20 protein-coding genes are annotated in these 23,802 nt (G+C 57.7%); 12 read left to right on the forward strand and 8 right to left on the reverse strand.

The genetic code is table 11. The features are described 5' to 3' along the window. Nucleotides 1-2,433 (forward strand): bifunctional aspartate kinase II/homoserine dehydrogenase II, encoded by a 2,433-nt coding sequence (locus KPHS_00870; protein ID YP_005224387.1) that lies wholly within the window; start codon nucleotides 1-3, stop codon nucleotides 2,431-2,433. On the opposite strand, the gene KPHS_00880 is transcribed toward KPHS_00870, so the two are convergent. Continuing rightward, nucleotides 2,408-3,544, reverse strand: coding sequence for a hypothetical protein (locus KPHS_00880; protein ID YP_005224388.1), 1,137 nt, complete (start codon nucleotides 3,542-3,544; stop codon nucleotides 2,408-2,410). The two genes, KPHS_00870 and KPHS_00880, sit on opposite strands and share 26 nt — an antisense overlap. A 138-nt stretch (nucleotides 3,545-3,682) precedes the next feature. On the opposite strand from KPHS_00880, the gene KPHS_00890 reads away from it, so the two are divergent. Further along, nucleotides 3,683-5,239 carry a bifunctional metallophosphatase/5'-nucleotidase gene (locus KPHS_00890; protein ID YP_005224389.1) on the forward strand — a complete coding sequence of 519 codons (1,557 nt, stop codon included), beginning with the start codon at nucleotides 3,683-3,685 and terminating at the stop codon, nucleotides 5,237-5,239. A gap of 37 nt (nucleotides 5,240-5,276) precedes the next feature. On the opposite strand, the gene KPHS_00900 is transcribed toward KPHS_00890, so the two are convergent. After that, complete coding sequence (locus KPHS_00900) at nucleotides 5,277-5,648, reverse strand: putative gamma-carboxymuconolactone decarboxylase subunit (RefSeq protein ID YP_005224390.1); 372 nt, start codon at nucleotides 5,646-5,648, stop codon at nucleotides 5,277-5,279. 91 nt (nucleotides 5,649-5,739) lie between these two features. On the opposite strand from KPHS_00900, the gene KPHS_00910 reads away from it, so the two are divergent. The 3 genes from KPHS_00910 (at nucleotide 5,740) to KPHS_00930 (ending at nucleotide 8,789) form a co-directional block, all read left to right on the forward strand. Continuing rightward, nucleotides 5,740-6,648 carry a putative LysR-family transcriptional regulator gene (locus KPHS_00910; protein ID YP_005224391.1) on the forward strand — a complete coding sequence of 303 codons (909 nt, stop codon included), beginning with the start codon at nucleotides 5,740-5,742 and terminating at the stop codon, nucleotides 6,646-6,648. Between the two features lie 228 nt (nucleotides 6,649-6,876). Further along, nucleotides 6,877-7,764: a 5,10-methylenetetrahydrofolate reductase gene (locus KPHS_00920; protein ID YP_005224392.1), complete on the forward strand. Its 888-nt coding sequence runs from the start codon at nucleotides 6,877-6,879 to the stop codon at nucleotides 7,762-7,764. Nucleotides 7,765-7,907: 143 nt separating this feature from the next. Beyond that, on the forward strand, nucleotides 7,908-8,789 hold the full coding sequence (locus KPHS_00930; protein ID YP_005224393.1) for a DMT family transporter: 882 nt from the start codon (nucleotides 7,908-7,910) through the stop codon (nucleotides 8,787-8,789). A gap of 63 nt (nucleotides 8,790-8,852) precedes the next feature. Here the strand turns inward: KPHS_00930 and KPHS_00940 are convergent, their stop codons facing one another. The 3 genes from KPHS_00940 to KPHS_00960 all read right to left on the reverse strand — a co-directional run bounded on the left by KPHS_00940 (nucleotide 8,853) and on the right by KPHS_00960 (nucleotide 11,865). After that, nucleotides 8,853-9,956, reverse strand: a complete 1,104-nt coding sequence (locus tag KPHS_00940; RefSeq protein YP_005224394.1) for a glycerol dehydrogenase — start codon at nucleotides 9,954-9,956, stop codon at nucleotides 8,853-8,855. Between the two features lie 54 nt (nucleotides 9,957-10,010). After that, nucleotides 10,011-10,673 carry a fructose-6-phosphate aldolase gene (locus KPHS_00950; RefSeq protein ID YP_005224395.1) on the reverse strand — a complete coding sequence of 221 codons (663 nt, stop codon included), beginning with the start codon at nucleotides 10,671-10,673 and terminating at the stop codon, nucleotides 10,011-10,013. A gap of 205 nt (nucleotides 10,674-10,878) precedes the next feature. Next, nucleotides 10,879-11,865, reverse strand: a complete 987-nt coding sequence (locus KPHS_00960; RefSeq protein YP_005224396.1) for a helix-turn-helix transcriptional regulator — start codon at nucleotides 11,863-11,865, stop codon at nucleotides 10,879-10,881. Between the two features lie 24 nt (nucleotides 11,866-11,889). Between KPHS_00960 and KPHS_00970 the strand changes: the two genes are divergently transcribed. Further along, nucleotides 11,890-12,540: a metal-binding protein ZinT gene (locus KPHS_00970; protein ID YP_005224397.1), complete on the forward strand. Its 651-nt coding sequence runs from the start codon at nucleotides 11,890-11,892 to the stop codon at nucleotides 12,538-12,540. A 43-nt stretch (nucleotides 12,541-12,583) separates the two neighbouring features. Here KPHS_00970 and KPHS_00980 read toward each other — a convergent pair whose 3' ends face one another. Then, the gene (locus KPHS_00980) at nucleotides 12,584-15,235 is read right to left on the reverse strand and encodes a phosphoenolpyruvate carboxylase (protein ID YP_005224398.1); all 2,652 of its coding nucleotides are present in this window, start codon (nucleotides 15,233-15,235) and stop codon (nucleotides 12,584-12,586) included. Nucleotides 15,236-15,493: 258 nt separating this feature from the next. Next, nucleotides 15,494-16,645: an acetylornithine deacetylase gene (locus KPHS_00990; RefSeq protein ID YP_005224399.1), complete on the reverse strand. Its 1,152-nt coding sequence runs from the start codon at nucleotides 16,643-16,645 to the stop codon at nucleotides 15,494-15,496. 113 nt (nucleotides 16,646-16,758) lie between these two features. Here KPHS_00990 and KPHS_01000 point away from each other — a divergent pair, with 113 nt between their 5' ends. The 4 genes from KPHS_01000 (at nucleotide 16,759) to KPHS_01030 (ending at nucleotide 21,195) form a co-directional block, all read left to right on the forward strand. Beyond that, entirely contained in the window at nucleotides 16,759-17,763 is a 1,005-nt protein-coding gene (locus KPHS_01000) for an N-acetyl-gamma-glutamyl-phosphate reductase (protein YP_005224400.1), read from the forward strand. 9 nt (nucleotides 17,764-17,772) lie between these two features. Then, a complete protein-coding gene (locus tag KPHS_01010) occupies nucleotides 17,773-18,546 on the forward strand; it encodes an acetylglutamate kinase (RefSeq protein YP_005224401.1) in 774 nt (257 codons plus the stop codon). Nucleotides 18,547-18,645: 99 nt separating this feature from the next. Further along, nucleotides 18,646-20,019: an argininosuccinate lyase gene (locus KPHS_01020; protein YP_005224402.1), complete on the forward strand. Its 1,374-nt coding sequence runs from the start codon at nucleotides 18,646-18,648 to the stop codon at nucleotides 20,017-20,019. Between the two features lie 258 nt (nucleotides 20,020-20,277). Then, nucleotides 20,278-21,195, forward strand: a complete 918-nt coding sequence (locus KPHS_01030; protein YP_005224403.1) for a DNA-binding transcriptional regulator OxyR — start codon at nucleotides 20,278-20,280, stop codon at nucleotides 21,193-21,195. Here the strand turns inward: KPHS_01030 and KPHS_01040 are convergent. Next, entirely contained in the window at nucleotides 21,178-22,512 is a 1,335-nt protein-coding gene (locus KPHS_01040) for a soluble pyridine nucleotide transhydrogenase (protein YP_005224404.1), read from the reverse strand. The two genes, KPHS_01030 and KPHS_01040, sit on opposite strands and share 18 nt — an antisense overlap. Before the next feature lie 262 nt (nucleotides 22,513-22,774). Here KPHS_01040 and KPHS_01050 point away from each other — a divergent pair, with 262 nt between their 5' ends. Then, nucleotides 22,775-23,410 (forward strand): fatty acid biosynthesis regulator, encoded by a 636-nt coding sequence (locus KPHS_01050; protein ID YP_005224405.1) that lies wholly within the window; start codon nucleotides 22,775-22,777, stop codon nucleotides 23,408-23,410. 15 nt (nucleotides 23,411-23,425) lie between these two features. Next, complete coding sequence (locus KPHS_01060) at nucleotides 23,426-23,785, forward strand: YijD family membrane protein (RefSeq protein YP_005224406.1); 360 nt, start codon at nucleotides 23,426-23,428, stop codon at nucleotides 23,783-23,785. Nucleotides 23,786-23,802 lie beyond the last annotated feature (17 nt).

The following is a 23,802-nucleotide window of genomic DNA, read 5'->3' on the forward strand; positions in this document are numbered from 1 at the left end:
ATGAGTGTGATTGCGCAGGCAGGGGCGAAGGGTCGTCAGCTGCACAAATTTGGTGGGAGTAGTTTAGCGGATGCGAAATGTTACCTGCGCGTCGCGGGGATCATGAAGGAGTATTCGCAGGCGGGGGATATGATGGTCGTCTCCGCCGCTGGCAGCACCACCAACCAGCTGATCAGCTGGCTTAAGCTTAGCCAGAGCGATCGCCTTGCTGCGCATCAGGTTCAGCAGTCGCTTCGCCGCTATCACACCGAGCTGATTGGCGGTCTGCTGGAGCCTGCGGCGGCGGATACGTTGATAGCCGCCTTTATCCACGACCTTGAGCGTCTGGCTGGTCTGCTGGACGGCGGGGTTTCCGAAGCGGTCTATGCGGAAGTGGTCGGCCATGGGGAAGTGTGGTCCGCGCGCCTGATGGCGGCGGTTCTCAACCAGCTGGGTATGGAAGCCGCCTGGCTGGACGCGCGCGCGTTCCTGCGCGCGGAACGCGCCGCGCAGCCGCAGGTGGATGAGGGATTATCTTACCCACTGCTGCAGCAGCTGATGGCGCAGCATCCTAACAAACGTCTGGTGGTGACCGGCTTTATCTCCCGCAACCAGGCCGGCGAAACCGTCCTGCTGGGCCGTAACGGGTCTGACTACTCTGCCACCCAGATCGGCGCGCTGGCGGGCGCCTCCCGGGTCACTATCTGGAGTGACGTTGCCGGGGTGTACAGCGCGGATCCGCGCAAGGTGAAAGACGCCTGCCTGCTGCCGCTGCTGCGTCTGGACGAAGCCAGCGAGCTGGCGCGCCTGGCCGCGCCGGTGCTCCATGCCCGCACGCTACAGCCGGTTTCCGCCAGTGATATCGATCTGCAGTTACGCTGCAGCTACACGCCGGAACAGGGTTCCACGCGCATTGAGCGCGTGCTGGCCTCCGGTACCGGCGCACGGATTGTCACCAGCCATGACGACGTCTGCCTGGTGGAGTTCCAGGTGCCGGCCGGTCACGATTTCAAACTGGCGCATAAAGAGCTGGACGCTCTGCTCAAACGCGCCCAGCTGCGCCCGTTAGCCGTTGGCGTCCATGCCGACCGTAAGCTGCTGCAGTTCTGCTATACCTCCGAGGTGGCCGACAGCGCGCTGAAATTGCTCGATGAAGCCGGTCTGCCGGGCGAGCTGCGTCTGCGTCAGAAGCTGGCGCTGGTGGCGATGGTGGGCGCGGGAGTCACCCGTAACCCGCTGCACTGCCACCGTTTCTGGCAGCAGCTCAAAGGGCAGCCGGTGGAGTTCACCTGGCAGTCTGAAGAGGGGATCAGCCTGGTGGCGGTGCTACGCGCCGGGCCGACGGAAAGCCTGATCCAGGGGCTGCATCAGTCCTTGTTTCGCGCCGAAAAGCGTATTGGCCTGATGCTGTTCGGCAAAGGGAACATTGGTTCCCGCTGGCTGGAGCTTTTCGCCCGTGAACAAACTACGCTCTCGGCGCGTACCGGTTTCGAGTTTATTCTCGCCGGCGTAGTCGACAGTAAACGCAGCCTGCTGAATTACGACGGGCTGGATGCCAGCCGGGCGCTGGCTTTCTTCAACGATGAAGCGGTGGAGCAGGATGAAGAGTCGCTGTTCCTGTGGATGCGCGCGCACCCGTATGATGATTTAGTGGTGCTGGACGTCACCGCCAGCGAACAGCTGGCCGACCAGTATCTTGATTTTGCCAGCCATGGCTTCCACGTCATTAGCGCCAACAAGCTGGCGGGCGCCAGCAGCAGTGATAAATATCGTCAGATCCACGACGCGTTTGAGAAGACGGGGCGCCACTGGCTATATAACGCCACCGTGGGCGCCGGCTTGCCGGTGAACCATACGGTGCGCGACCTGATCGACAGCGGCGATACTATTCTCGGCCTGAGCGGTATCTTCTCGGGAACGCTCTCCTGGCTGTTCCTGCAGTTCGATGGCACCGTGCCGTTCACCGACCTGGTGGATCAGGCGTGGCAGCAGGGGCTGACCGAGCCGGATCCGCGCGTCGATCTGTCCGGTAAGGATGTGATGCGTAAGCTGGTGATCCTCGCGCGGGAAGCGGGCTATGACATCGAACCGGATCAGGTGCGTGTGGAATCACTGGTGCCGGCGCACTGTGAAGAGGGGTCGGTCGATCACTTCTTTGAGAATGGCGAAGAGTTGAACGAGCAGATGCTGCAGCGTCTGGAAGCGGCCCGCGAGATGGGACTGGTGCTCCGCTACGTGGCGCGCTTTGATGCCAACGGCAAAGCACGCGTCGGTGTGGAAGCGGTACGCGAAGAGCACCCGCTGGCGGCGCTGCTGCCGTGCGATAACGTGTTTGCCATCGAAAGCCGCTGGTATCGCGATAACCCGCTGGTGATCCGCGGGCCAGGCGCCGGGCGCGATGTGACCGCCGGGGCGATCCAGTCGGATATTAACCGCCTGGCGCAGCTGCTGTAAGCGTCGCGTTATACTCTTGAACCAGTGAGACCACTATTTGCGTTACGCGCCCTGCGGAATACAGGGCGCTCTGCGCAAACGCGGGTCTGTTTTTCAGCCATATTGTAAACCGTCGGCTGGCCGCAAGGTCTGGTAGAAAGGCGTTCTCTTCTGCAGTGCCGGCAAGCCGGCAGACCATTTTCTGATTCTCTTCCTGCGTCCAACGCTGCCATGAATTTTGCCACCAGCCATGATGGGTTTTCCCCTGTAGCTGCCACGGAGCCGGGCTGGCTGGGTTCCTTATCTCTTCTTCCACATACCATAGATCGCCTTGCCGCTGACGAAAAAGCGGCGCCCAGGCAACGATCGCCGCGCCGCGTAAAAAGCATTCATGCGCAATAACGTGCGTTTTCACCTCTGGAAACCGCTGGCTGAGCAGTTTGAAATGACCGTGCGCGGCGATAACCGGGCGCAATATATTGCCGCGGGCATGGCGCTTTTGCATTGCGCTGCCGTACTGGATTTCATCGAACTGACTGCGTTGTAAAAAGCGCATTTCAGTGAGAGAAATACGTTGAATAATATCGTCAGTCTCCTCCCTGTCGGCTTGTCCGCCGCGCCAGTGATAGCGTAATGATTCGCCTACCGCGAAAGGAGTGAAATTAGAGGTAAGATGAATAACATTACCGCGCACGGCATCAAAGCTTAATAAAAAATAGAGCTTTTGCCCGGCGGCATTACCCTGGAATAGCGCTATCAACGGTACGCTGCAAATACGTCGTGGGGCTTCAATTGGGGCGATGTGTGGGAATTTTGGCGTCCAGACCTTTTTACAGTGGCGGCACTGAAGGCGTTGCGTACCCTGCGGATTGCGGCCGTAGCGAATAATATCCCGCTGATAGCATACCGGGCAAAAATAGCCGTAGCGGCGGGCATGATCCGTCAGATAAGCCGCCAGCCAGGGGCGGAATTCCCGTTCGTTAAACAGGGGGGGATAGCTGCCGCAGGCTGCGCAGTAGAGCGCCGGGTAGCCCAGCCGAAAATTCGGGAAATGATACTCAGCCGCAGACGGTAAACCTAAATTGCGGCAGCCAAAAGTTTTACAGGCGTTAATGGTAAAGAGAGTATCCACTGGCAGGTCAATACCAACGATTTTTACAGGTCGTTAATTTTGTCCTGCTCAGGTTGCATACAACTGTGAATGCTCTCACATAAAAAAGTCTTTCAGAACGTAACTTAGCGGTTCTTTATCACTCTGAAAGGAACTCCGATGAAACTAAAAACAATGAGCGCAGCACTTCTGTTAACTTTGCCTTTCTGGGCCTGCGCCAAAGATGTCACCATAATTTATACCAACGATCTTCATGCCCATGTCGAACCTTATAAAGTGCCATGGATTGCGGATGGTAAACGAGATATTGGCGGTTGGGCGAATATCACGACGATGGTGAAACAGGAAAAAGCGAAAAATAACGCGACCTGGTTTTTTGATGCCGGAGATTATTTTTCCGGGCCTTACATCAGTAGCCTGACGAAGGGCAAAGCGATAATCGATATTATGAATACGATGTCCTACGATGCGGTGACTATCGGTAATCATGAGTTCGATCACGGCTGGGATAATACGTTGCTTCAGCTTAGCCAGGCGACATTCCCGATTGTTCAGGGCAATATTTTTTATCAGAACAGCGATAAATCGTTCTGGGATAAGCCCTATACCATTATCGAAAAAGATGGCGTGAAAATTGGCGTGATTGGCCTGCACGGCGTGTTTGCTTTTAATGACACCGTTTCTGCCGCGACGCGAGTGGGTATCGAAGCGCGCGATGAGGTGAAATGGCTACAGCATTATATCGATGAACTTAACGGTAAAGTGGATCTGACCGTGGCCCTGATCCATGAAGGCGTCCCGGCGCGTCAGTCGAGCCAGGGGGGAACCGATGTGCGTCGTGCGCTGGATAAAGATATTCAGACTGCGGGTCAGGTGAAAAGCCTGGACGTTTTAATTACCGGCCATGCTCACGTTGGCACACCGGAGCCCATTAAAGTGGGTAATACGTTGATCCTTTCTACCGATAGCGGCGGCATCGATGTGGGTAAACTGGTGCTGGATTATCAGGAGAAACCGCACCAATTCACGGTGAAGCACTTTGAGCTGAAGACGCTTTATGCCGATGAGTGGAAGCCTGATCCGCAGACAAAACAGGTCATCGACGGCTGGAATAAGCAACTTGATCAACTGGTGCAGCAGGTCATTACACAATCGCCCGTTGAACTGACCCGTGCGTATGGCATCTCTTCGCCGTTGGGCAATCTTGCCGCTGACGCCTTGCTGTTGGCAGCAGGTAGGAGTACGCAGATGGCGTTAACCAACTCGGGCGGGATCCGGAATGAGATCCCCGCCGGGGCGGTGAGCATGGGCGCCGTTATCAGCACCTTCCCATTTCCCAACGAGCTGGTCACCATGGATCTAACCGGGAAGCAGTTGCGTAGCCTGATGGAGCATGGCGCCGGGTTGAGCAACGGCGTGCTGCAGGTCTCCCGGGGACTGGAAATGATGTATGACAGCAGCAAACCTGTGGGCCAGCGCGTTGTGTTATTCAGGCTAAACGGTAAACCGATTGACGATACGACGGTTTACCATATTGCCACCAACAGCTTCCTTGCAGATGGCGGCGATGGTTTTGTCGCGTTTACCGAGGGGCAGGCGCGTAATACCTCCGGCGGCTATTACGTTTCAAATGCGGTCGTAGACTATTTCAAAGCCGGGCAAAAGATAACGGATGAGCAGCTTAACGGGCAGCGCGTTGTCGATGTGAAGAAATAAGTTTTTAAGGCCGGGCAGTCAGCCCGGCCTTAAGCGATCAGTGGGCCGCAAATACCGCCCTGGCGGCAAACAGGCCGTTGAGGGCCGCCGGGAATCCGGCATAGACTGCCATCTGCATGATCGCTTCCGTAATCTCCTCTTGCGTCAGGCCGACGTTTAATCCCGCGGCAATGTGTACTTTCAGCTGTGGCTCGGCGTTACCCAACGCCGTGAGCGCGGCGATGGTGGCGATTTCCCGGCTGCGTAAATCGAGCCCTGGCCTGGCGTAAATATCGCCGAAGGGGAACTCAATCAGATAGCGGGCGAAATCGGGGGCGATATCCCGCAGGCTGTCGACGACAGCTTCCCCGCCCTTACCATCCACCCGCTGAAGCATTTCCTGACCGATGATATAACGTTCGCTGGACATCGTTTTTCCCTCTCTGTGATGGTGCGTTAAGAGGAAGGGTAGGGAAGTGTGCCGGACTTGAGTAATACCCTTTTCGTGATACCTTTTCAGTATGACAACTTCAAGATTACATTCTCTGGATATTCGCCTGCTGCGCGCCTTTGCCGTGGTAGCGGAGGAAAATAACATCAGCCGGGCGGCGCAGCGGTTATTTATCTCGCAGCCGCCGCTGACCCGCCATATCCGCCATCTGGAAGCGCAGCTGGGGGTGACGCTGTTTCAGCGCCATAGCAAAGGCCTGATCCTGACCGACGCGGGTAAAGAGGTGCTGGAGATGATTCAACCTCTGCTGGCGCTCCAGGAACGCACGCTGGCGGCATTGAGTGAGCTCGCCGTTCACTCGCCGCAGGCTCTACGTCTGGGCGTGACGACGGCCTTCGAACAGGGCATTTTCGCCGCCGTTGAGGCTGCGCTGAGCGAACATACCCGCGCGTTGCATATCACCCGCCACGCCTCACCGGCGCTGGCTCAGCAGGTACGCAAAGGCAAACTCGATGCGGCGCTGGTCGCGCTGCCGCTCAATACTGAAGGGCTGCACCTGCACCCATTGCCGTATCATGAGCCGCTCATTGCGGCATTACCGGCCTCCTGGCCGGAAGCCGGCAGGCCAGGGCTGACGTTAAGCGCGCTCAATCATCGGCCGCTGTTCTGGTTTAAACGCGAGCGTAATCCTGGTTTCTTTGACTACACGCGCCGCATTTTCGACCGGGCTGGCTATGCCCCGACGTATGTGGAAGAGCCGGCCGAGCATGATGTGCTGCTGGCGCGTATTGCGCGCGGGGAAGGCATGATCCTGCTGCCGGCGTCCTTTTCCGCGATTCAGCGTCAGGGGGTGGCGTTCTGCCCGGTGGCTGAGGGCGACGCGATGCCGTTAAGCCTTGGGGTGATTTATCCGCCTCACCAGGCAGAGTCCGTGCAGCAATGGCTTTCTCTGCTGGATGGCATTCTGGCGACTGGCTAGTCTCAGGCTGACTCGCGAGCCACCTTATATTGCCCACCGAGCCGCTTCCTGTGCGTGGCCAGGTGATCGGAAGATGAAATTTTTTCATGTAGGTGACCTATTCCTCACTCTTTACGCAGATTTTTCTATTGACGCCCGCGCGCTTTTCCGTCATTTTTACATCTGGACGTCTAAACGTATAGAAGTTCGCAATATAACAGCCATTACATGCGATTGATGAGGTAAGGTATGAGCTTTTTTCACGCCAATCAGCGGGAAGCCCTGAATCAGAGCCTGGCGGAAGTCCAGGGCCAGATTAATGTGTCTTTTGAATTCTTTCCGCCGCGCACCAGTGAAATGGAGCAAACCCTGTGGAAATCCATCGATCGCCTGAGCAGTCTGAAACCGAAGTTTGTTTCGGTAACCTATGGCGCGAACTCTGGCGAGCGCGATCGCACCCACAGCATCATCAAAGGCATTAAAGAGCGAACTGGTCTGGAAGCAGCGCCGCACCTGACCTGTATCGATGCCAGCCGCGATGAGTTGCGCACTATCGCTCAGGATTACTGGAACAACGGTATCCGCCATATCGTCGCCCTGCGCGGCGACCTGCCGCCGGGCAGCGGTAAACCGGATATGTACGCCGCCGATCTGGTGACGTTGCTGAAAGAGGTAGGCGATTTTGATATCTCTGTCGCCGCGTATCCGGAAGTGCATCCGGAGGCGAAAAGCGCGCAGGCGGATTTACTGAACCTGAAACGCAAAGTAGAAGCAGGGGCCAACCGCGCGATCACCCAGTTCTTCTTCGATGTGGAAAGCTACCTGCGTTTTCGCGATCGCTGCGTCTCGGCAGGCATCGACGTGGAAATCATTCCCGGTATCCTGCCGGTCTCCAACTTTAAACAGGCGAAAAAGTTTGCGGATATGACCAATGTCCGTATCCCGGTGTGGATGTCAAAAATGTTCGAAGGGCTGGATAACGACGCCGAAACCCGTCAACTGGTGGGGGCGAATATCGCCATGGACATGGTGAAGATCTTAAGCCGGGAAGGGGTCAAGGATTTCCACTTCTACACCCTGAACCGCGCCGAGATGAGCTACGCCATCTGCCATACGCTGGGCGTACGCCCGGCCTGAGTTTTCATTAACGTTTAGTGCGATGGCGAAGCCGGTATTCGCCATCGCTTTTTTTTGCCCAAAACGCTGATACAGGTCAGGGGAGAGCAGAAGATAAAGCGCGTATAGTGCCAGCCTGATAATTGACAGGGATGGGTTATGCAATGGCAAGGAAGAGCGATCCACTGGCGTTTGGCGGTTTGGCGTTATTAACGCTGATCTGGAGCTTTAGCTGGATCGCGATGAAGCAAGTGACGAGCTATATCGGCGCTTTTGACTTCACGGCGCTGCGCTGTATTTTTGGCGCCGTGGTGCTATGGATAGTGATGTTGATCCGCGGTAAAGCGCTCAAGCCGACGCCTTTCGGCTACACCCTGGCGATCGCGTTATTGCAAACCTGCGGCATGGTCGGTCTGGCACAGTGGGCGCTAATGAGCGGTGGCGCCGGTAAAGTGGCGATCCTGAGTTATACCATGCCATTCTGGGTAGTGGTGATGGCCGCGTTATTCTTAGGTGAGCGCATGCGGCGATGGCAGTATATCGCCATCGGGGTGGCATGCGTGGGCCTGATACTCGTACTTCAGCCTTGGCAACTCGATTTTACCTCCCTGAAAAGCGCCTTGCTGGCGATCCTCTCCGGCGTGAGCTGGGGGGCAGGTGCGATCGTCGCGAAGCGTATGTATACCCGGTATCCGCAGGTTGATTTGCTGGCACTAACGACATGGCAGATGCTATATGCCGCCGTAGTAATGAGCGTAGTGGCCTGGCTCGTCCCGCAACGAGCGGTAGACTGGCAGCCCGACGTTTTCTGGGCCCTGGCTTACAGCGCAATCCTTGCAACGGCGCTGGCCTGGAGTCTGTGGCTTTTTGTACTGCGTAATTTACCGGCAAGTATAGCCGGTCTGAGTACGCTGGCCGTACCGGTCTGTGGCGTGCTATTTTCCTGGTGGCCACTACATGAAAATCCAGGAAAGGTGGAAGGTTGTGGCATTGCGTTGATAGTACTGGCGTTGGCGATGATCAGTATCAAGAGACGAGGGGCATAGCCTGCTCCGGCCTGCAGAGATGCATAAAAAACACCCGGCTGTCGCCGGGTGTTTTGCTCTGGTTTATTCCCATTCCTGCAGGAAGCGCTGACCATACTGGTCGGCCACCAGCAGCGCGGCGTAGACCTGGTCGGAATCAACGCCGCCCGGCATATTGTGAATGGTTTCGCCTTCAGCGCAGGCGGCTTCCGCCACCAGACGCATTTTGGTCGGGATATCACCTTTGATATCCAGCTGCGCCAGGGTGATCGGCAGCCCAACGCTGTGGCACAGCGCGGCGACGGTCTCTATTTCGTCCACCGGCGCATTTTCCAGCACCAGCTGCGTCAGGGTTCCGAACGCCACTTTTTCCCCGTGATAATAGTGATGGGCGTCAGGGATGGCCGTCATGCCGTTATGAATCGCGTGCGCCGCCGCGAGACCACCGCTTTCGAAACCCACGCCGCTCAGATAGGTGTTGGCTTCCACCACCCGCTCCAGCGCCGGGGTGACCACGTGCTGTTCGGCGGCCAGCATCGCTTTTTCACCCTCTTCGAGTAAGGTGTTGTAGCATAGCTCGGCCAGCGCCAGCGCCGCCTGGGTGCACTTCCCGCCCGCCATGGTGGTGGCGCCGCTACGGGAGCAGGCGCGGGCTTCGAACCAGGTAGCCAGCGCATCGCCAATCCCGGCGGCCAGCAGGCGGGCCGGCGCGCCGGCAACGATCTGCGTATCGACAATGACCATGTTGGGGTTGCGCGGCAGCATCAGGTAGCTGTCGAATTCCCCTTCGTCGGTGTATATCACCGACAGCGCGCTGCACGGCGCATCGGTGGAGGCGATGGTGGGGGCGATCGCCACCGGCACATTCATAAAGTGGGCCAGCGCTTTCGCGGTATCCAGGGTTTTGCCACCGCCGATCCCCAGCACGGCGGTGCACTTCGCGTTGCCGGCGATATCGCGTAGGCGGTTGATTTCATTATGCGAACACTCACCGCCAAACGGCGCGATTTCGGCCGCCAGGCCAGCGTCGGCCAGGCTTTTACGCAGCATCTCTTCCGCAAACCCCAGGACGAACTTATCACCGACCACCAGCCAGCGCTCGGCCAGCGGTTTCAGATAGTCGCCGAGGCGCTTGATGGCGCCTGCGCCCTGGATATATTTGCCTGGTGATTGAATAATGCGATCCATTTCGATTCCTCCTCGATGACCGTGACGCCGCCCGCAGGCGGCTCGCGGATCCGGTTACAGATTCAGCGTGCCAAAGGCGTTATTCCAGTCTTGTTCAAACTTCTCTATGGCTGACTCTACCGCAGGGGTGCCGAGCATTTGTTGCGCTACATCTAGTGGAAGGGTGATTGCTTCGCAGCCAGCCAGCAGACAATCCAGCGCCTGGCGTGGCGTTTTGAAGCTTGCCGCCAGAACTTTGCTCTCGGGCGCATGCATTTCCAGCAGGGATTGCAGCTCCTGCACCATGCGGATGCCGTCCCCGCCCTGGGCGTCGACGCGGTTAACGTAAGGCGCGACGTACTTTGCGCCGGCCAGCGCGGCCAGCAGGCCTTGCGAAGCGCTGTAGACGGCGGTGCCAAGGGTCGGGATGCCTTCTTTCTTCAGCAGTTTGATAGCGGCGAGCCCTTCGGCGGTGACCGGGATTTTGACCACAATGCCCGGCACGGAATTGCTCAGACGTTTGGCCTCTTCCACCATGCCCTGCGCGTCGCGGCTCATGGTCTGCGCGAAGAGGGTGCCCTTCGGACCGACGGCTTTTTGCAGGCGCGGCAGCACATCCCAGACCGGGACTTTACCGGCGGCGATAATGCTCGGGTTGGTGGTTACCCCGGCCAGCGGGTAGATGCGGGCCAGGCGTTCCACTTCGGCGACGTTGGCGGTATCCAGATAGAGTTCCATTGTGTTTTCCTCAATGCTTAATTCGGTGCTGTCGTTGAGGTAAGCATACGGCTTTCGTTCGAAGGATCGCCAGATGACAAATTTGCCAAAAACTGGATAAATGTACGCATCGTGATTAAGGATGATTTAGATCACATTTATCGGTGCTGGCTGGGATGGGAGGTAACTATAGCGCGCACAAAAGTCAGGTTTAACACACAAAAATCTAGTTTTTTACCGGGGATGCTTTTTCCGTCAGCTGGCTATGGTACTGGCGGCGGTATTCAGACGGCGAGCGTTCCGTAGTTTTGCGGAACAGGCGGCAGAAGTAGTTGCTGTCGGCGAAGCCGCAGGCGTGGGCGATGTCTTTCACTTTCATATCGTGGCCCTTCAGCAGCATACGGGCCTGTTCGAGACGAATATGGTTTAGATATTCATTGAAGCCCATTGGCCCACATTTCTGGAACAGATGGGAAAGATAGTTGGGAGAGAGGTAGAACGCCTGGGCCACCGATTCCCGGCTCAGCGGTTCCGCATAATGGATGTCCATATATTGGCGGATCGCTTCGAACAACGCCTGGCTGCGCGAGGAGGTTTGCGCCTGGCTGCCGAGAAGATCATGGCAGTGGCTGAGCAGGCTGACGACGATGCTGCGGGCGGTTTGCTGCTCCTGCGGTTGCATCCGGAGTTCATTGAGCGCCTGCAGCAGAAATGATCCGACGCGCGGCCCGCGGCGCAGCGCCTGCCGCTTGTCGACAACAGTTATCGCCTTGCCATTCCAGTGCTGCAGCGAGCACTCCAGCTGCTGCTTAGCGAACAGGATGCTTAACAGCAGGCAAGGCGCTTGCCACTGCGGGCAGTTCCAGCTATCGCCAGGGATATAGAGCACGTCATGGGCCTCAAGGAGCGGGGCGTTATCGCCGAGCGCCTGGTCGGGCAACTGCCCATCGAGGAGGATATTCAGACGGGGAAAATCCACCTGCACCACCGGCTCAGCAGGCGAGCGCGTCTCGCCGGCGAAATAAACCCGGCCGAGGCTGGTCTGCTTTTTTAGCAATGCATCAATAAGTTGATTGATATCGTTGTCCATCATTCTTCCGTTCAGCGCATCACCCTTTTCATCATACCGGACATTATTCCAGCGGTAAAAGCGCTTGCCTGTCGCTCTTGCCTCCCAGATAAGATATGTTATATCGTAACAATTTGTCGCCATTGATAGCAAACTCAGGAGAGAGTAATGACCAGAAAGATCCCCCTGCTGGCCTTAGGATTCGGCATGGCTTTAGCCAGCGCCCAGGCGTTCGCCCACGGCAACCATAGCCATGGCCCGGCGTTAACCGAAGTGGAGCGTCAGGCCAGCGAAGGCATTTTTGCGGATAAAGATGTGCAGGACCGCGCGCTGAGCGACTGGGAGGGCGTCTGGCAGTCGGTGAACCCGTATCTGCTCAACGGCGATCTCGATCCGGTGCTGGAGCAGAAGGCGAAAAAGCCCGGCGGCAAGAGCGTGGAGGAGTATCGCGCCTATTATAAGAAGGGCTACGCCACCGATGTGGAGCAGATTGGCATTGAAGATGACGTGATTGAGTTCCACGTTGGCCAGACCGTCAATAGCTGCAAATACCGCTATTCAGGCTATAAAATTCTGCATTACGCCTCCGGTAAGAAGGGCGTGCGTTATCTGTTCGAGTGCCAGCAGGGCGATGCCAACGCGCCGAAATTTGTGCAATTCAGCGACCATATCATTGACCCGCGTAAATCACAGCATTTCCATATTTTCATGGGCAATGAATCACAGGAGGCGTTGCTGAAAGAGATGGATAACTGGCCGACCTATTATCCGTATGCGCTGCATAAAGAACAGATCGTTGATGAGATGCTGCACCACTAGAACGGGCGGAAAACCCCCGGCCGGGCGGCCGGGGGGAGATAGATTAACCGGTGTTACGCATACCGGCGGCGACGCCGGCGATGGTGACCATCAGCGCTTGTTCAACGCGCGGATCCGGGTCCTTGCCCTCTTCTTCAGCCTGGCGTGAACGGTGCAGCAGTTCCGCCTGCAGGACGTTCAGCGGGTCGGTATAGATATTACGCAGCTGGATAGACTCGGCGATCCACGGCAGGTCGGCCATCAGATGGGAGTCGTTGGCGATGGCCAGCACGACGTTGATATCGGCAGCCAGCAGCTTGCGCAGCTCGGAACCCAGCGCCCACAGCTCCGGCTTCACCAGGCGCTGATCGTAGTACTCCGCCAGCCACAGGTCGGCCTTCGAGTAAACCATCTCCAGCATGCCGAGGCGGGTAGAGAAGAACGGCCAGTCGCGACACATGGCTTCCAGTTCACTCTGTTTTCCACCTTCGACCACCTTCTGCAGCGCAGCGCCAGCGCCCAGCCAGGCCGGCAGCATCAGGCGGTTCTGGGTCCAGGCGAAGATCCACGGAATGGCGCGCAGCGACTCGACGCCGCCGGTTGGACGACGTTTTGCCGGACGCGAACCCAGCGGCAGTTTGCCCAGCTCCTGCTCCGGGGTCGCAGAGCGGAAGTAAGGGACGAAATCTTTGTTTTCACGCACGTAGCCGCGATACATCTTGCACGACACGTCGGACAGCTCGGCCATGATGTCGCGCCATTCTGCTTTCGGCTCCGGCGGCGGCAGCAGGTTGGCTTCCAGAATGGCGCTGGTATACAGCGACAGGCTGCTGATGGTGACTTCCGGCAGGCCGTACTTAAAGCGGATCATCTCGCCCTGCTCGGTAACGCGCAGGCCGCCTTTCAGGCTTCCCGGCGGCTGCGAGAGCAGCGCGGCGTGGGCCGGCGCGCCGCCGCGGCCGATAGAGCCGCCGCGACCGTGGAACAGCGTCAGTTCAATACCGGCTTTTTCGCAGGTTTTGATCAGCGCGTCCTGCGCCTGGTACTGCGCCCAGGAGGCGGCCATCACGCCGGCATCTTTAGCGGAGTCAGAGTAGCCGATCATGACCATCTGCTTGCCCTGGATAAAGCCGCGGTACCAGTCGATATTCAGCAGCTGGGTCATGACGTCGTTGGCGTTGTTGAGGTCATCCAGCGTTTCGAACAGCGGGGCCACCGGCAGAGCAAAGCCAATCCCGGCTTCTTTCAGCAGGAGATGAACCGCCAGCACATCGGACGGCGTTTTCGCCATCGAGATCACGTAGGCAGCGATCGATCCGCGCGGCGCCTCGGCGATCACCTTGCAGGTGTCGAGAACTTCACGCGTCTCTTCGCTTGGCTCCCACTGGCGCGGCAGCAGCGGACGTTTGGAATTCAGTTCGCGGATCAGGAAAGCCTGTTTGTCGGCTTCCGACCAGCTTTCGTAGTCGCCGATCCCGAGGTAACGGGTCATTTCACCCAGCGCTTCGGTATGGCGGGTGCTTTCCTGACGAATATCAATACGGACCAGCGGTACGCCGAAAGACTTCACGCGGCGCAGGGTGTCGAGCAGCTCGCCGTTGGCGATAATGCCCATGCCGCAGGCCTGCAGCGATTTATAGCAGGCGTACAGCGGCTCCCACAGCTGCTCGTTCTGAGTGATCAGTCCCGCCGGTTTCGGCAGCTTCTGGCCTTTCAGGCGCGCTTCCAGCCAGGCCTGGGTCTCCATCAGCTGAGAGCGCAGTTTTTTCATCAGATAACGGTACGGTTCCTGAGCGCCCTCGGCGCCAGCCAGGGCGCGCAGCTCGTCGGTACACTCCACCATCGACAGCTCGGAGATCAGCACCTGCACGTCTTTGAGGAACAGGTCGGTCGCTTTCCAGCGGCTGAGCAGCAGCACGTGGCGGGTGATATCGGCGGTCACGTTCGGGTTGCCGTCGCGGTCGCCGCCCATCCACGAAGTGAAACGCACCGGGACAAAGTCCACCGGCAGCTGATAGCCGAGGTTGGCTTCCAGCTGTTCGTTCAGCTCGCGCAGGTAGTTAGGCACCCCTTCCCACAGGCTGTTTTCCACCACCGCGAAGCCCCATTTGGCTTCATCGACCGGGGAAGGGCGGTGCTTACGAATTTCATCGGTATGCCAGGACTGGGCGATCAGCTGGCGCAGACGGCGCATCAGCTGGTGGTGCTCGTAGTCCGCGATATCTTTGTTATCCAGCTGCTTGAGGCAGTTGTTCACTTCCACCATTTTATGGATCAGCGTCCGGCGGGTGATCTCGGTCGGGTGGGCGGTTAACACCAGCTCCAGGGACAGAGATTCCACCGCTTTTTTGATGGTCTCTTCGTTGAGATTGGGTTGGTCTTTGAGCTTTCTCAGGGTACGCGCAATGACTTCCGGATTGCTGGCCGCTTCGCCATTCGGCGAAATGCTGTGGTACTGCTCAGCGGTGTTAGCCAGATTCAGGAACTGGCTGAAGGCACGGGCTACCGGCAGCAGTTCGTCGTTAGACAAATTCTGCAGCGTGGTCAGCAGCTCCTGGCGGTTAGCTTCGTTGCCGGCGCGTGAAGATTTGGACAACTTACGGATAGTTTCGACACGATCAAGAATATTTTCTCCCAATGCATCCTTGATGGTATCGCCCAGCACCTTGCCGAGCATACTGACATTACTACGCAATGCGGAATATTGTTCGTTCATGTTACCCCAGACACCCCATCTCATTTTATTTTGTTATATCCGCTGCGCTGGAACGTGAGCAACGGATAAGCAACCCGTCTTTTATAAAGCCACGTAAATACCCCCACGTCAATTACTGCGAAATCGCTTCAGCAAACGAGTAAATACCCGTAATTTGCGAAATTTAACTCAGGGGGCGCTGGATAAGCATCGCTTATGGAAATGTGACGATCGTCACCGTTCCGCCCCGGGAGAACGGGGCGGAAAAAGAGGGCGATTTTAGTGCCAGCAGAAGTGGTGGACCACCTGGCTAATCAGCTCCCGCGTCGGCTTGATAAAGCGCGTCTCCAGAAACTCGTCAGGCTGATGGGCCTGATTGATGGAGCCCGGGCCGAGAACCAGCGTCGGACACAGCGTCTGGATAAACGGCGCTTCGGTGCAGTAGTTCACCACGTCGGTCTGCGCGCCAAGCAGTTTCTCGACCACCTGCACCAGCTTATGGTCCGGCGGGCACTCGTAGCCGGGGATCGGCGGATGCAGCTCAGAGAACGTCAGGCGGCCCGGCCAGCGTTCGCTGACCGGGGCCAGCGCCTCGCCCAACAGACCATTAAGATCGTTTAGGGTCATCCCCGGCAGCGGGCGGATATCCATATGCAGTTCACAGCAGGCGCAGATACGGTTTGAGGCATCGCCGCCATGGATAGCGCCCAGGTTGAGGGTTGGGTAAGGGACCGTAAACGCCTCGAAGTGATAGCGCTCTTTAAGCAGATCGCGCAACTGCATAATCCGGCCGATGGCGTCGTGCATCAGCTCGATCGCGTTGACCCCGCGCGCCGGATCGCTGGAGTGGCCGGACTGGCCCTGAATACGGATCGCGTTGGACATATGTCCTTTATGGGCGCGGATTGGCTGCAGGGAGGTGGGCTCGCCGATGATGGCGCAGTCCGGGCGCAGCTGGGTGGTTTCGGCAAAATAGCGCGCGCCAGCCATGCTGGTCTCTTCGTCGGCGGTGGCCAGAATATACAGCGGTTTTTTCAGCGTGGTGACGTCGACATCGCGCAGGGCGTCGAGAATAAAGGCGAAAAAGCCTTTCATATCGGCCGTGCCGAGGCCGTAGAGTTTGTTATCGTGTTCGGTGAGGGTGAACGGGTCGCGCGTCCAGCGGCCATCATCGAACGGCACGGTATCGGTATGCCCGGCGAGCAGCAGGCCGCCGGCGCCGTGTCCGGTGCTGGCCAGCAGATTGAATTTATGGCGCGTATCCGGCACCGGCTGTACCTCGACGTTGAAGCCGAGATCGCGGAACCAGCCGGCCAGCAAATTGATTAAAGACTCATTGCTCTGATCGAGAGCCTCTTCGGTCGCGCTGATGGACGGTGTGGCGATCAACGCGCGGTAGATCTCGATAAAGGGCGGTAAATTGTTTTTCATTGTTGACACACCTTGGGTCGTGATAGTATCAATATTCATGCATTTATTGTGAATAAAAATACAATATCGTTGAGCGTAAGAAAACCCATCGAATGTAAGGAGATGCGCTTCCAATGTTAAATACGCTGATTGTGGGTGCCAGTGGTTATGCCGGCGCAGAGCTGGTGACCTATATCAATCGTCATCCGCATATGAACATAACCGCTTTGACGGTCTCCGCGCAAAGCAATGATGCGGGAAAATTAATTTCCGACCTGCATCCGCAGCTCAAAGGCATTGTCGATATGCCGCTGCAGCCGATGTCCGATATCAGCGAATTCAGCGCTGGCGTGGACGTGGTGTTTCTCGCCACCGCGCACGAAGTGAGTCACGATCTGGCGCCGCAGTTCCTTGCCGCCGGCTGCGTGGTGTTCGATCTCTCCGGTGCCTTCCGCGTTAACGATGGGGCGTTCTACGAAAAATATTATGGTTTCACTCATCAGCATCCCGAGCTGCTCAAACAGGCGGTGTATGGTCTGGCGGAGTGGAGCGCGGATGCGCTTAAAGAAGCGCAGTTAATCGCGGTGCCTGGCTGCTACCCGACGGCGGCGCAGCTGTCGCTGAAGCCACTGATCGATGCCGGTCTGCTGGATCTCAACCAGTGGCCAGTGATCAACGCCACCAGCGGGGTGAGCGGCGCGGGACGCAAAGCCGCGATCGGCAACAGCTTCTGTGAAGTCAGCCTGCAGCCGTACGGCATATTTAACCATCGTCATCAGCCGGAGATTGCCAGCCACCTCGGGGCAAAGGTAATTTTTACCCCGCACCTGGGTAATTTTAAACGCGGTATTCTGGAAACCATTACCTGCCGCCTGAAGCCGGGCGTTGGCCATGCGCAGATCGCGGCGGTTTACCAGCAGGCTTACGCCGATAAACCGCTGGTACGTTTATATGATAAAGGCGTGCCCGCAGTGAAAAGCGTCGAAGGTCTGCCATTCTGTGATATCGGTTTTGCCGTGCAGGACGATCATCTCATCGTCGTCGCGGCAGAAGATAACCTGCTGAAAGGCGCCGCAGCGCAGGCGGTGCAGTGCGCGAATATTCGTTTCGGCTTCGCTGAGACGCAGTCTCTTATTTAAGGTGTGATGATGAACCCATTAATTATCAAACTCGGCGGCGTATTACTCGATAGCGAAGAAGCGCTGGAGCGTCTGTTTACCGCGCTGGTCAATTACCGTGAAGCGCACCAGCGTCCGCTGATTATCGTCCACGGCGGCGGCTGCGTGGTGGATGAGCTGATGAAGCAGCTCAATCTGCCGGTGCAGAAGAAAAATGGTCTGCGGGTGACGCCGGCTGAGCAAATCGACATCATCACCGGCGCGCTGGCGGGAACCGCTAACAAGACGCTGCTGGCGTGGGCGAAAAAGCACGGTCTGGCCTCTGTCGGCCTGTTCCTCGGCGATGGCGATAGCGTGAAGGTGACGCAGCTGGATGCTGAGCTGGGCCATGTCGGGCTGGCGCAGCCGGGCTCTCCGACGCTGATCAACACCCTGCTGGCGGGCGGTTACCTGCCGGTGGTGAGCTCTATCGGCGTGACCGATGAGGGCCAGCTGATGAACGTCAATGCTGACCAGGCGGCGACGGCGCTGGCGGCTACCCTGGGGGCGGATCTGATCCTGTTGTCTGACGTTAGCGGTATCCTCGACGGTAAAGGGCAGCGCATTGCCGAGATGACCGCCGAGAAAGCGGAGCAGCTGATCGAGCAGGGGATTATCACCGACGGCATGATTGTTAAAGTGAATGCGGCCCTTGACGCCGCACGTGCTCTGGGTCGTCCGGTGGATATCGCCTCCTGGCGTCACGCCGAGCAGCTGCCGGCGTTATTTAACGGCACGCCGATCGGCACACGTATTCTGGCTTAAGATTTCATGCCCGGCGGCGCGTCGTCTGCCGGGCTTACAAGACCGTAGGCCGGGCGGCACAATGCCGCCGGCGGAACTAACGAATAAAGGAAGCATGTTATGGCACTTTGGGGCGGGCGTTTTACACAGGCAGCAGATCAACGGTTCAAACAGTTCAACGACTCGTTGCGCTTCGACTATCGTCTGGCGGAGCAGGATATCGTTGGCTCTGTCGCCTGGTCGAAAGCGCTGGTAACGGTCGGCGTTCTGAGTGCCGCTGAACAGCAGCAGCTGGAAGAAGCGCTGAACGTGCTGCTGGAAGAGGTGCGCGCCAATCCGCAGCAAATCCTCGCCAGCGATGCCGAAGATATTCACAGCTGGGTGGAAGGCAAGCTGATCGATAAAGTGGGCCAGCTGGGCAAGAAACTGCACACCGGGCGCAGCCGTAACGACCAGGTCGCCACCGATCTTAAACTGTGGTGCAAAGATACCGTTGTCGAACTGCTCTCGGCGAACCGCCAGCTGCAGAGCGCGCTGGTGGAGACCGCCCAGCAGAATCAGGACGCGGTAATGCCGGGGTACACCCACCTGCAGCGCGCCCAGCCGGTGACCTTCGCGCACTGGTGTCTGGCCTACGTTGAAATGCTGGCGCGTGACGAAAGCCGTCTGCAGGACGCGCTGAAGCGCCTCGACGTCAGCCCGCTGGGCTGCGGCGCGCTGGCGGGGACGGCGTATGAGATCGACCGCGAGCAGCTGGCCGGCTGGCTGGGCTTTGCCTCCGCCACCCGTAACAGCCTCGACAGCGTGTCCGATCGCGATCATGTGCTGGAGCTGCTTTCCGATGCGGCTATCGGTATGGTGCATCTGTCGCGCTTTGCGGAAGATCTGATTTTCTTTAACTCCGGCGAGGCGAACTTCGTCGAGCTTTCCGACCGCGTGACCTCCGGCTCCTCGCTGATGCCGCAGAAGAAAAACCCGGACGCCCTGGAGCTTATCCGTGGCAAATGCGGCCGCGTGCAGGGTGCGCTGACCGGCATGATGATGACGCTGAAAGGACTGCCGCTGGCCTACAACAAAGACATGCAGGAAGATAAAGAGGGGCTTTTCGACGCCCTGGATACCTGGCTCGACTGCCTGCATATGGCGGCCCTGGTGCTGGACGGCATTCAGGTAAAACGCCCGCGCTGTGCGGAAGCGGCGCAGCAGGGCTATGCCAACGCCACTGAGCTGGCGGATTATCTGGTGGCGAAAGGCGTACCGTTCCGCGAGGCGCACCATATTGTCGGTGAAGCGGTAGTGGAAGCCATTGCGCAAGGGAAACCGCTGGAAGCGCTGACCCTGGCCGATCTGCAGAAATTCAGCCCGGTGATTGCGGACGATGTGTATCCGATCTTGTCGCTGCAGTCCTGCCTCGAGAAACGCGCAGCGAAAGGCGGCGTCTCGCCGCAGCAGGTAGCCCAGGCTATCAACGAGGCGAAGGCTCGTTTAAGCTAATCCTTAGATATCTGCCCTCCCTGACCCGGCCAAGCCCAGCGACGCCGGGTTTTTTATGCAAAAAAAAGCGGACGCAAGGTCCGCAAAAGTTCACGTTGGCTTTAGTTGTTCGGGTAGAGAAACAGTGTGACGGGTCAGTGATTTTCACAGGTAGACCGTCTTTATGGGCGTATTATTGAACAGAAAACTTGATAGGGATAATCGTTCGTTGCTATGCTATCTATCGCCATGGACTATCGTGGCGATGGAGGATGAATAATGAATATTCGCGATCTTGAATACCTGGTAGCGCTCGCCGAACACCGCCACTTCCGGCGGGCGGCTGACTCATGCCATGTGAGCCAACCGACGCTCAGCGGACAGATCCGCAAGCTGGAGGATGAGCTTGGCGTCATGCTGCTGGAGCGCACCAGCCGTAAGGTTCTGTTTACCCAGGCGGGGCTGTTGCTGGTGGATCAGGCGCGTACCGTGTTACGCGAAGTAAAAGTGCTCAAGGAAATGGCAAGCCAACAAGGGGAAACCATGTCCGGGCCGCTGCATATCGGCCTGATCCCGACAATTGGCCCGTACCTGCTGCCGCACATCATTCCGATGCTGCATCAGACCTTCCCGAAGCTGGAAATGTATCTGCACGAAGCGCAGACCCATCAGCTGCTGGCTCAGCTCGACAGCGGTAAGCTCGACTGCGCCATCCTGGCGCTGGTCAAAGAGAGCGAGGCCTTTATCGAGGTGCCGCTGTTCGATGAGCCGATGATGCTGGCTATCTATGAAGATCATCCGTGGGCGAACCGCGATCGGGTGCCGATGTCGGATCTGGCCGGTGAAAAGCTGCTGATGCTGGAGGATGGCCACTGTCTGCGCGATCAGGCGATGGGCTTCTGCTTTGAAGCGGGGGCGGATGAGGATACCCACTTCCGCGCGACCAGCCTGGAAACGCTGCGCAATATGGTGGCGGCAGGCAGCGGCATTACCCTGCTGCCGGCGCTGGCGGTGCCGCAGGAGAGAAAACGCGATGGCGTAGTCTACCTGCCGTGCATTAAGCCAGAGCCAAGACGCACCATCGGTCTGGTTTATCGTCCAGGCTCCCCGCTGCGCAGCCGCTATGAACATCTGGCGGAGGCCATCCGCGGCACGATGGATGGCCATTTCGACAAGGCGTTAAAACAGGCGGTTTAAGCCGTTCAGCGCGGCAACCCGGTACGCTTCCGCCATGGTCGGGTAGTTAAAGGTGGTGTTGACGAAGTACTCAATGGTGTTGCCACCGCCTTTCTGCTCCATGATCGCCTGGCCGATATGAATAATTTCGGCCGCGCGCTCGCCAAAGCAGTGAATGCCAAGGATCTCCTTGGTTTCACGATGGAACAGGATCTTCAGCGTACCAACGCTCATACCGACGATTTGCGCCCGCGCCAGGTGTTTAAACTGGGCGCGGCCCACCTCATACGGCACTTTCATCGCCGTCAGCTGCTGCTCGGTTTTCCCGACGGAGCTGATTTCCGGAATGGTATAGATCCCGGTCGGGATATCTTCAATCAGATGCGCTGAGGCTTCGCCTTTCACCAGCGCCTGGGCGGCAATGCGTCCCTGATCGTAAGCGGCAGAAGCCAGGCTTGGATAGCCGATGACATCGCCAACCGCATAGATGTGCGGGAGGGCGGTCTGATACATGCTGTTGACCTTCAGCTGACCGCGGCTGTCGGTCTGCAGACCGATATTTTCCAGCGCCAGGGTGTCGGTGTTGCCGGTGCGGCCGTTAGCGTACAGCAGGCAATCGGCCTTCAGCTTTTTGCCGGACTTCAGGTGCATGATCACCCCGTCATCCACCCCTTCAATTTTCTCATACTCCTCGTTGTGGCGAATAACCACGCCGCTGTTCCAGAAGTGATAAGAGAGCGAGTCTGACATCTCCTGATCGAGGAAGGCCAGCAGACGATCGCGGGTGTTGATCAGATCGACCTTCACCTCCATGCCGCGGAAGATCGACGCATATTCACAACCGATCACCCCGGCGCCGTAAATGATCACATGGCGCGGCTCATGCTGCAGGCTGAGAATCGAATCGCTGTCATAGATGCGCGGGTGGTGGAAATCGACATCCGCCGGATGGTAGGGGCGCGATCCGCAGGCGATAACGAATTTCTCCGCGGTCACAGTCTCGACCGTGCCGTCATGGCACTCCAGCGCCAGAGTATGCTCATCCACGAAGTGGGCATTGCCCTGCAGAATTTCACAGTGGTTGCGCTCATAGAATCCCTGGCGCATATGAGTCTGCTGGTTGATGACGCTGTCGGCATGGTTAAGGATGTCGGCGAAAGAAGAGCGAAGAAGGCGGGAGTGGTCGCTGTAGAGGGGGTTTTGGTTAAACTCGATAATACGGCTGACGGCATGGCGGAGGGCTTTCGACGGGATGGTGCCCCAGTGGGTGCAACCGCCGCCGACATTATGGTAGCGCTCGATGACGGCAACGCGTGCTCCCTGTTTCACCAGTCCCATGGCGGCGCCTTCCCCGCCAGGACCGGAACCAATCACTATTGCATCATAATCCCAAGAGTGTGACATGGCATTACTCACCTGTTTTATACATAAAATAAACACGATGATAACATTCGCTGCGCTTTAACCCAATTATCGTTGTGCTTTTTTGCAGCATAAAAGCAGAAACGGCTCGTAAACAATCATTCACAATCCAGGGCAAACCGATTAGTTTTAATCTCTGGTATAGTGCCAGCAGGGCTATTGGAAGGATTCATACATCGTGATGGGCGTAAGAGCACAACAAAAAGAAAAAACCCGCCGTTCGCTGGTGGAAGCGGCATTCAGTCAACTTAGCGCTGAGCGGAGTTTCGCCAGCCTGAGCTTGCGTGAAGTGGCCCGGGAAGCAGGGATCGCGCCGACGTCCTTTTATCGTCATTTTCGCGACGTCGATGAGCTGGGCCTGACGATGGTCGATGAGAGCGGACTGATGCTGCGCCAGCTGATGCGCCAGGCGCGCCAGCGGATAGCCAAAGGCGGCAGCGTGATCCGCACCTCGGTCTCCACCTTTATGGAATTTATCGGTAACAACCCGAACGCCTTCCGCCTGCTGCTGCGCGAGCGCTCGGGAACTTCTGCGGCGTTTCGCGCCGCCGTCGCACGCGAGATCCAGCACTTTATTGCGGAACTCGCCGACTATTTAGAACTCGAAAACCATATGCCGCGCGCCTTTACCGAAGCGCAGGCTGAAGCTATGGTCACCATCGTTTTTAGCGCTGGCGCGGAAGCGCTGGATGTCGGCCCTGAGCAGCGCCGGCAGCTGGAGGAACGGTTGGTACTGCAGCTTCGAATGATCTCGAAAGGCGCGTATTACTGGTATCGCCGTGAACAAGAAAAAATGTCACATCATTCCGAATAACGTGAAGGACGAGCAATGAAACACTCAGTTCAAGATAAAGGTACGCTGCTGCTGGCGCTGATTGCCGGGTTATCCATTAATGGCGCCTTTGCGGCGCTGTTCAGTTCGATAGTTCCGTTTTCCGTCTTCCCCATTTTATCCCTGCTGCTGACGGTCTACTGTCTGCATCAGCGCTATCAGAATCGCAGTATGCCCGTTGGGCTACCGGGCCTGGCCGCCGCCTTTTTTATTCTCGGGGTGCTGTTGTACAGCACCGTCGTGCGTGCGGAGTACCCGGATATCGGTTCTAACTTCTTCCCGGCCGTTCTGTCCGTCGCGATGGTCTTCTGGATCGGCTACAAGATGCGTAACCGCAAAGATACCGCAGCCGAGTAAGCCGCCAGTGGTAAAAA

It is taken from the genome of Klebsiella pneumoniae subsp. pneumoniae HS11286 (assembly GCF_000240185.1).
GTDB lineage: Bacteria > Pseudomonadota > Gammaproteobacteria > Enterobacterales > Enterobacteriaceae > Klebsiella > Klebsiella pneumoniae.

Bases quoted from the DNA above. Each gene is read 5' to 3' on its own strand.
- KPHS_00870 (YP_005224387.1), top strand. From the start codon at position 1: ATGAGTGTGATTGCGCAGGCAGGGGCGAAGGGTCGTCAGCTGCACAAA.
- KPHS_00890 (YP_005224389.1), top strand. From the start codon at position 3,683: ATGAAACTAAAAACAATGAGCGCAGCACTTCTGTTAACTTTGCCTTTC.
- KPHS_00900 (YP_005224390.1), bottom strand. From the start codon at position 5,648: ATGTCCAGCGAACGTTATATCATCGGTCAGGAAATGCTTCAGCGGGTG.
- KPHS_00910 (YP_005224391.1), top strand. From the start codon at position 5,740: ATGACAACTTCAAGATTACATTCTCTGGATATTCGCCTGCTGCGCGCC.
- KPHS_00920 (YP_005224392.1), top strand. From the start codon at position 6,877: ATGAGCTTTTTTCACGCCAATCAGCGGGAAGCCCTGAATCAGAGCCTG.
- KPHS_00930 (YP_005224393.1), top strand. From the start codon at position 7,908: ATGGCAAGGAAGAGCGATCCACTGGCGTTTGGCGGTTTGGCGTTATTA.
- KPHS_00940 (YP_005224394.1), bottom strand. From the start codon at position 9,956: ATGGATCGCATTATTCAATCACCAGGCAAATATATCCAGGGCGCAGGC.
- KPHS_00950 (YP_005224395.1), bottom strand. From the start codon at position 10,673: ATGGAACTCTATCTGGATACCGCCAACGTCGCCGAAGTGGAACGCCTG.
- KPHS_00960 (YP_005224396.1), bottom strand. From the start codon at position 11,865: ATGGCGACAAATTGTTACGATATAACATATCTTATCTGGGAGGCAAGA.
- KPHS_00970 (YP_005224397.1), top strand. From the start codon at position 11,890: ATGACCAGAAAGATCCCCCTGCTGGCCTTAGGATTCGGCATGGCTTTA.
- KPHS_00980 (YP_005224398.1), bottom strand. From the start codon at position 15,235: ATGAACGAACAATATTCCGCATTGCGTAGTAATGTCAGTATGCTCGGC.
- KPHS_00990 (YP_005224399.1), bottom strand. From the start codon at position 16,645: ATGAAAAACAATTTACCGCCCTTTATCGAGATCTACCGCGCGTTGATC.
- KPHS_01000 (YP_005224400.1), top strand. From the start codon at position 16,759: ATGTTAAATACGCTGATTGTGGGTGCCAGTGGTTATGCCGGCGCAGAG.
- KPHS_01010 (YP_005224401.1), top strand. From the start codon at position 17,773: ATGAACCCATTAATTATCAAACTCGGCGGCGTATTACTCGATAGCGAA.
- KPHS_01020 (YP_005224402.1), top strand. From the start codon at position 18,646: ATGGCACTTTGGGGCGGGCGTTTTACACAGGCAGCAGATCAACGGTTC.
- KPHS_01030 (YP_005224403.1), top strand. From the start codon at position 20,278: ATGAATATTCGCGATCTTGAATACCTGGTAGCGCTCGCCGAACACCGC.
- KPHS_01040 (YP_005224404.1), bottom strand. From the start codon at position 22,512: ATGGGACTGGTGAAACAGGGAGCACGCGTTGCCGTCATCGAGCGCTAC.
- KPHS_01060 (YP_005224406.1), top strand. From the start codon at position 23,426: ATGAAACACTCAGTTCAAGATAAAGGTACGCTGCTGCTGGCGCTGATT.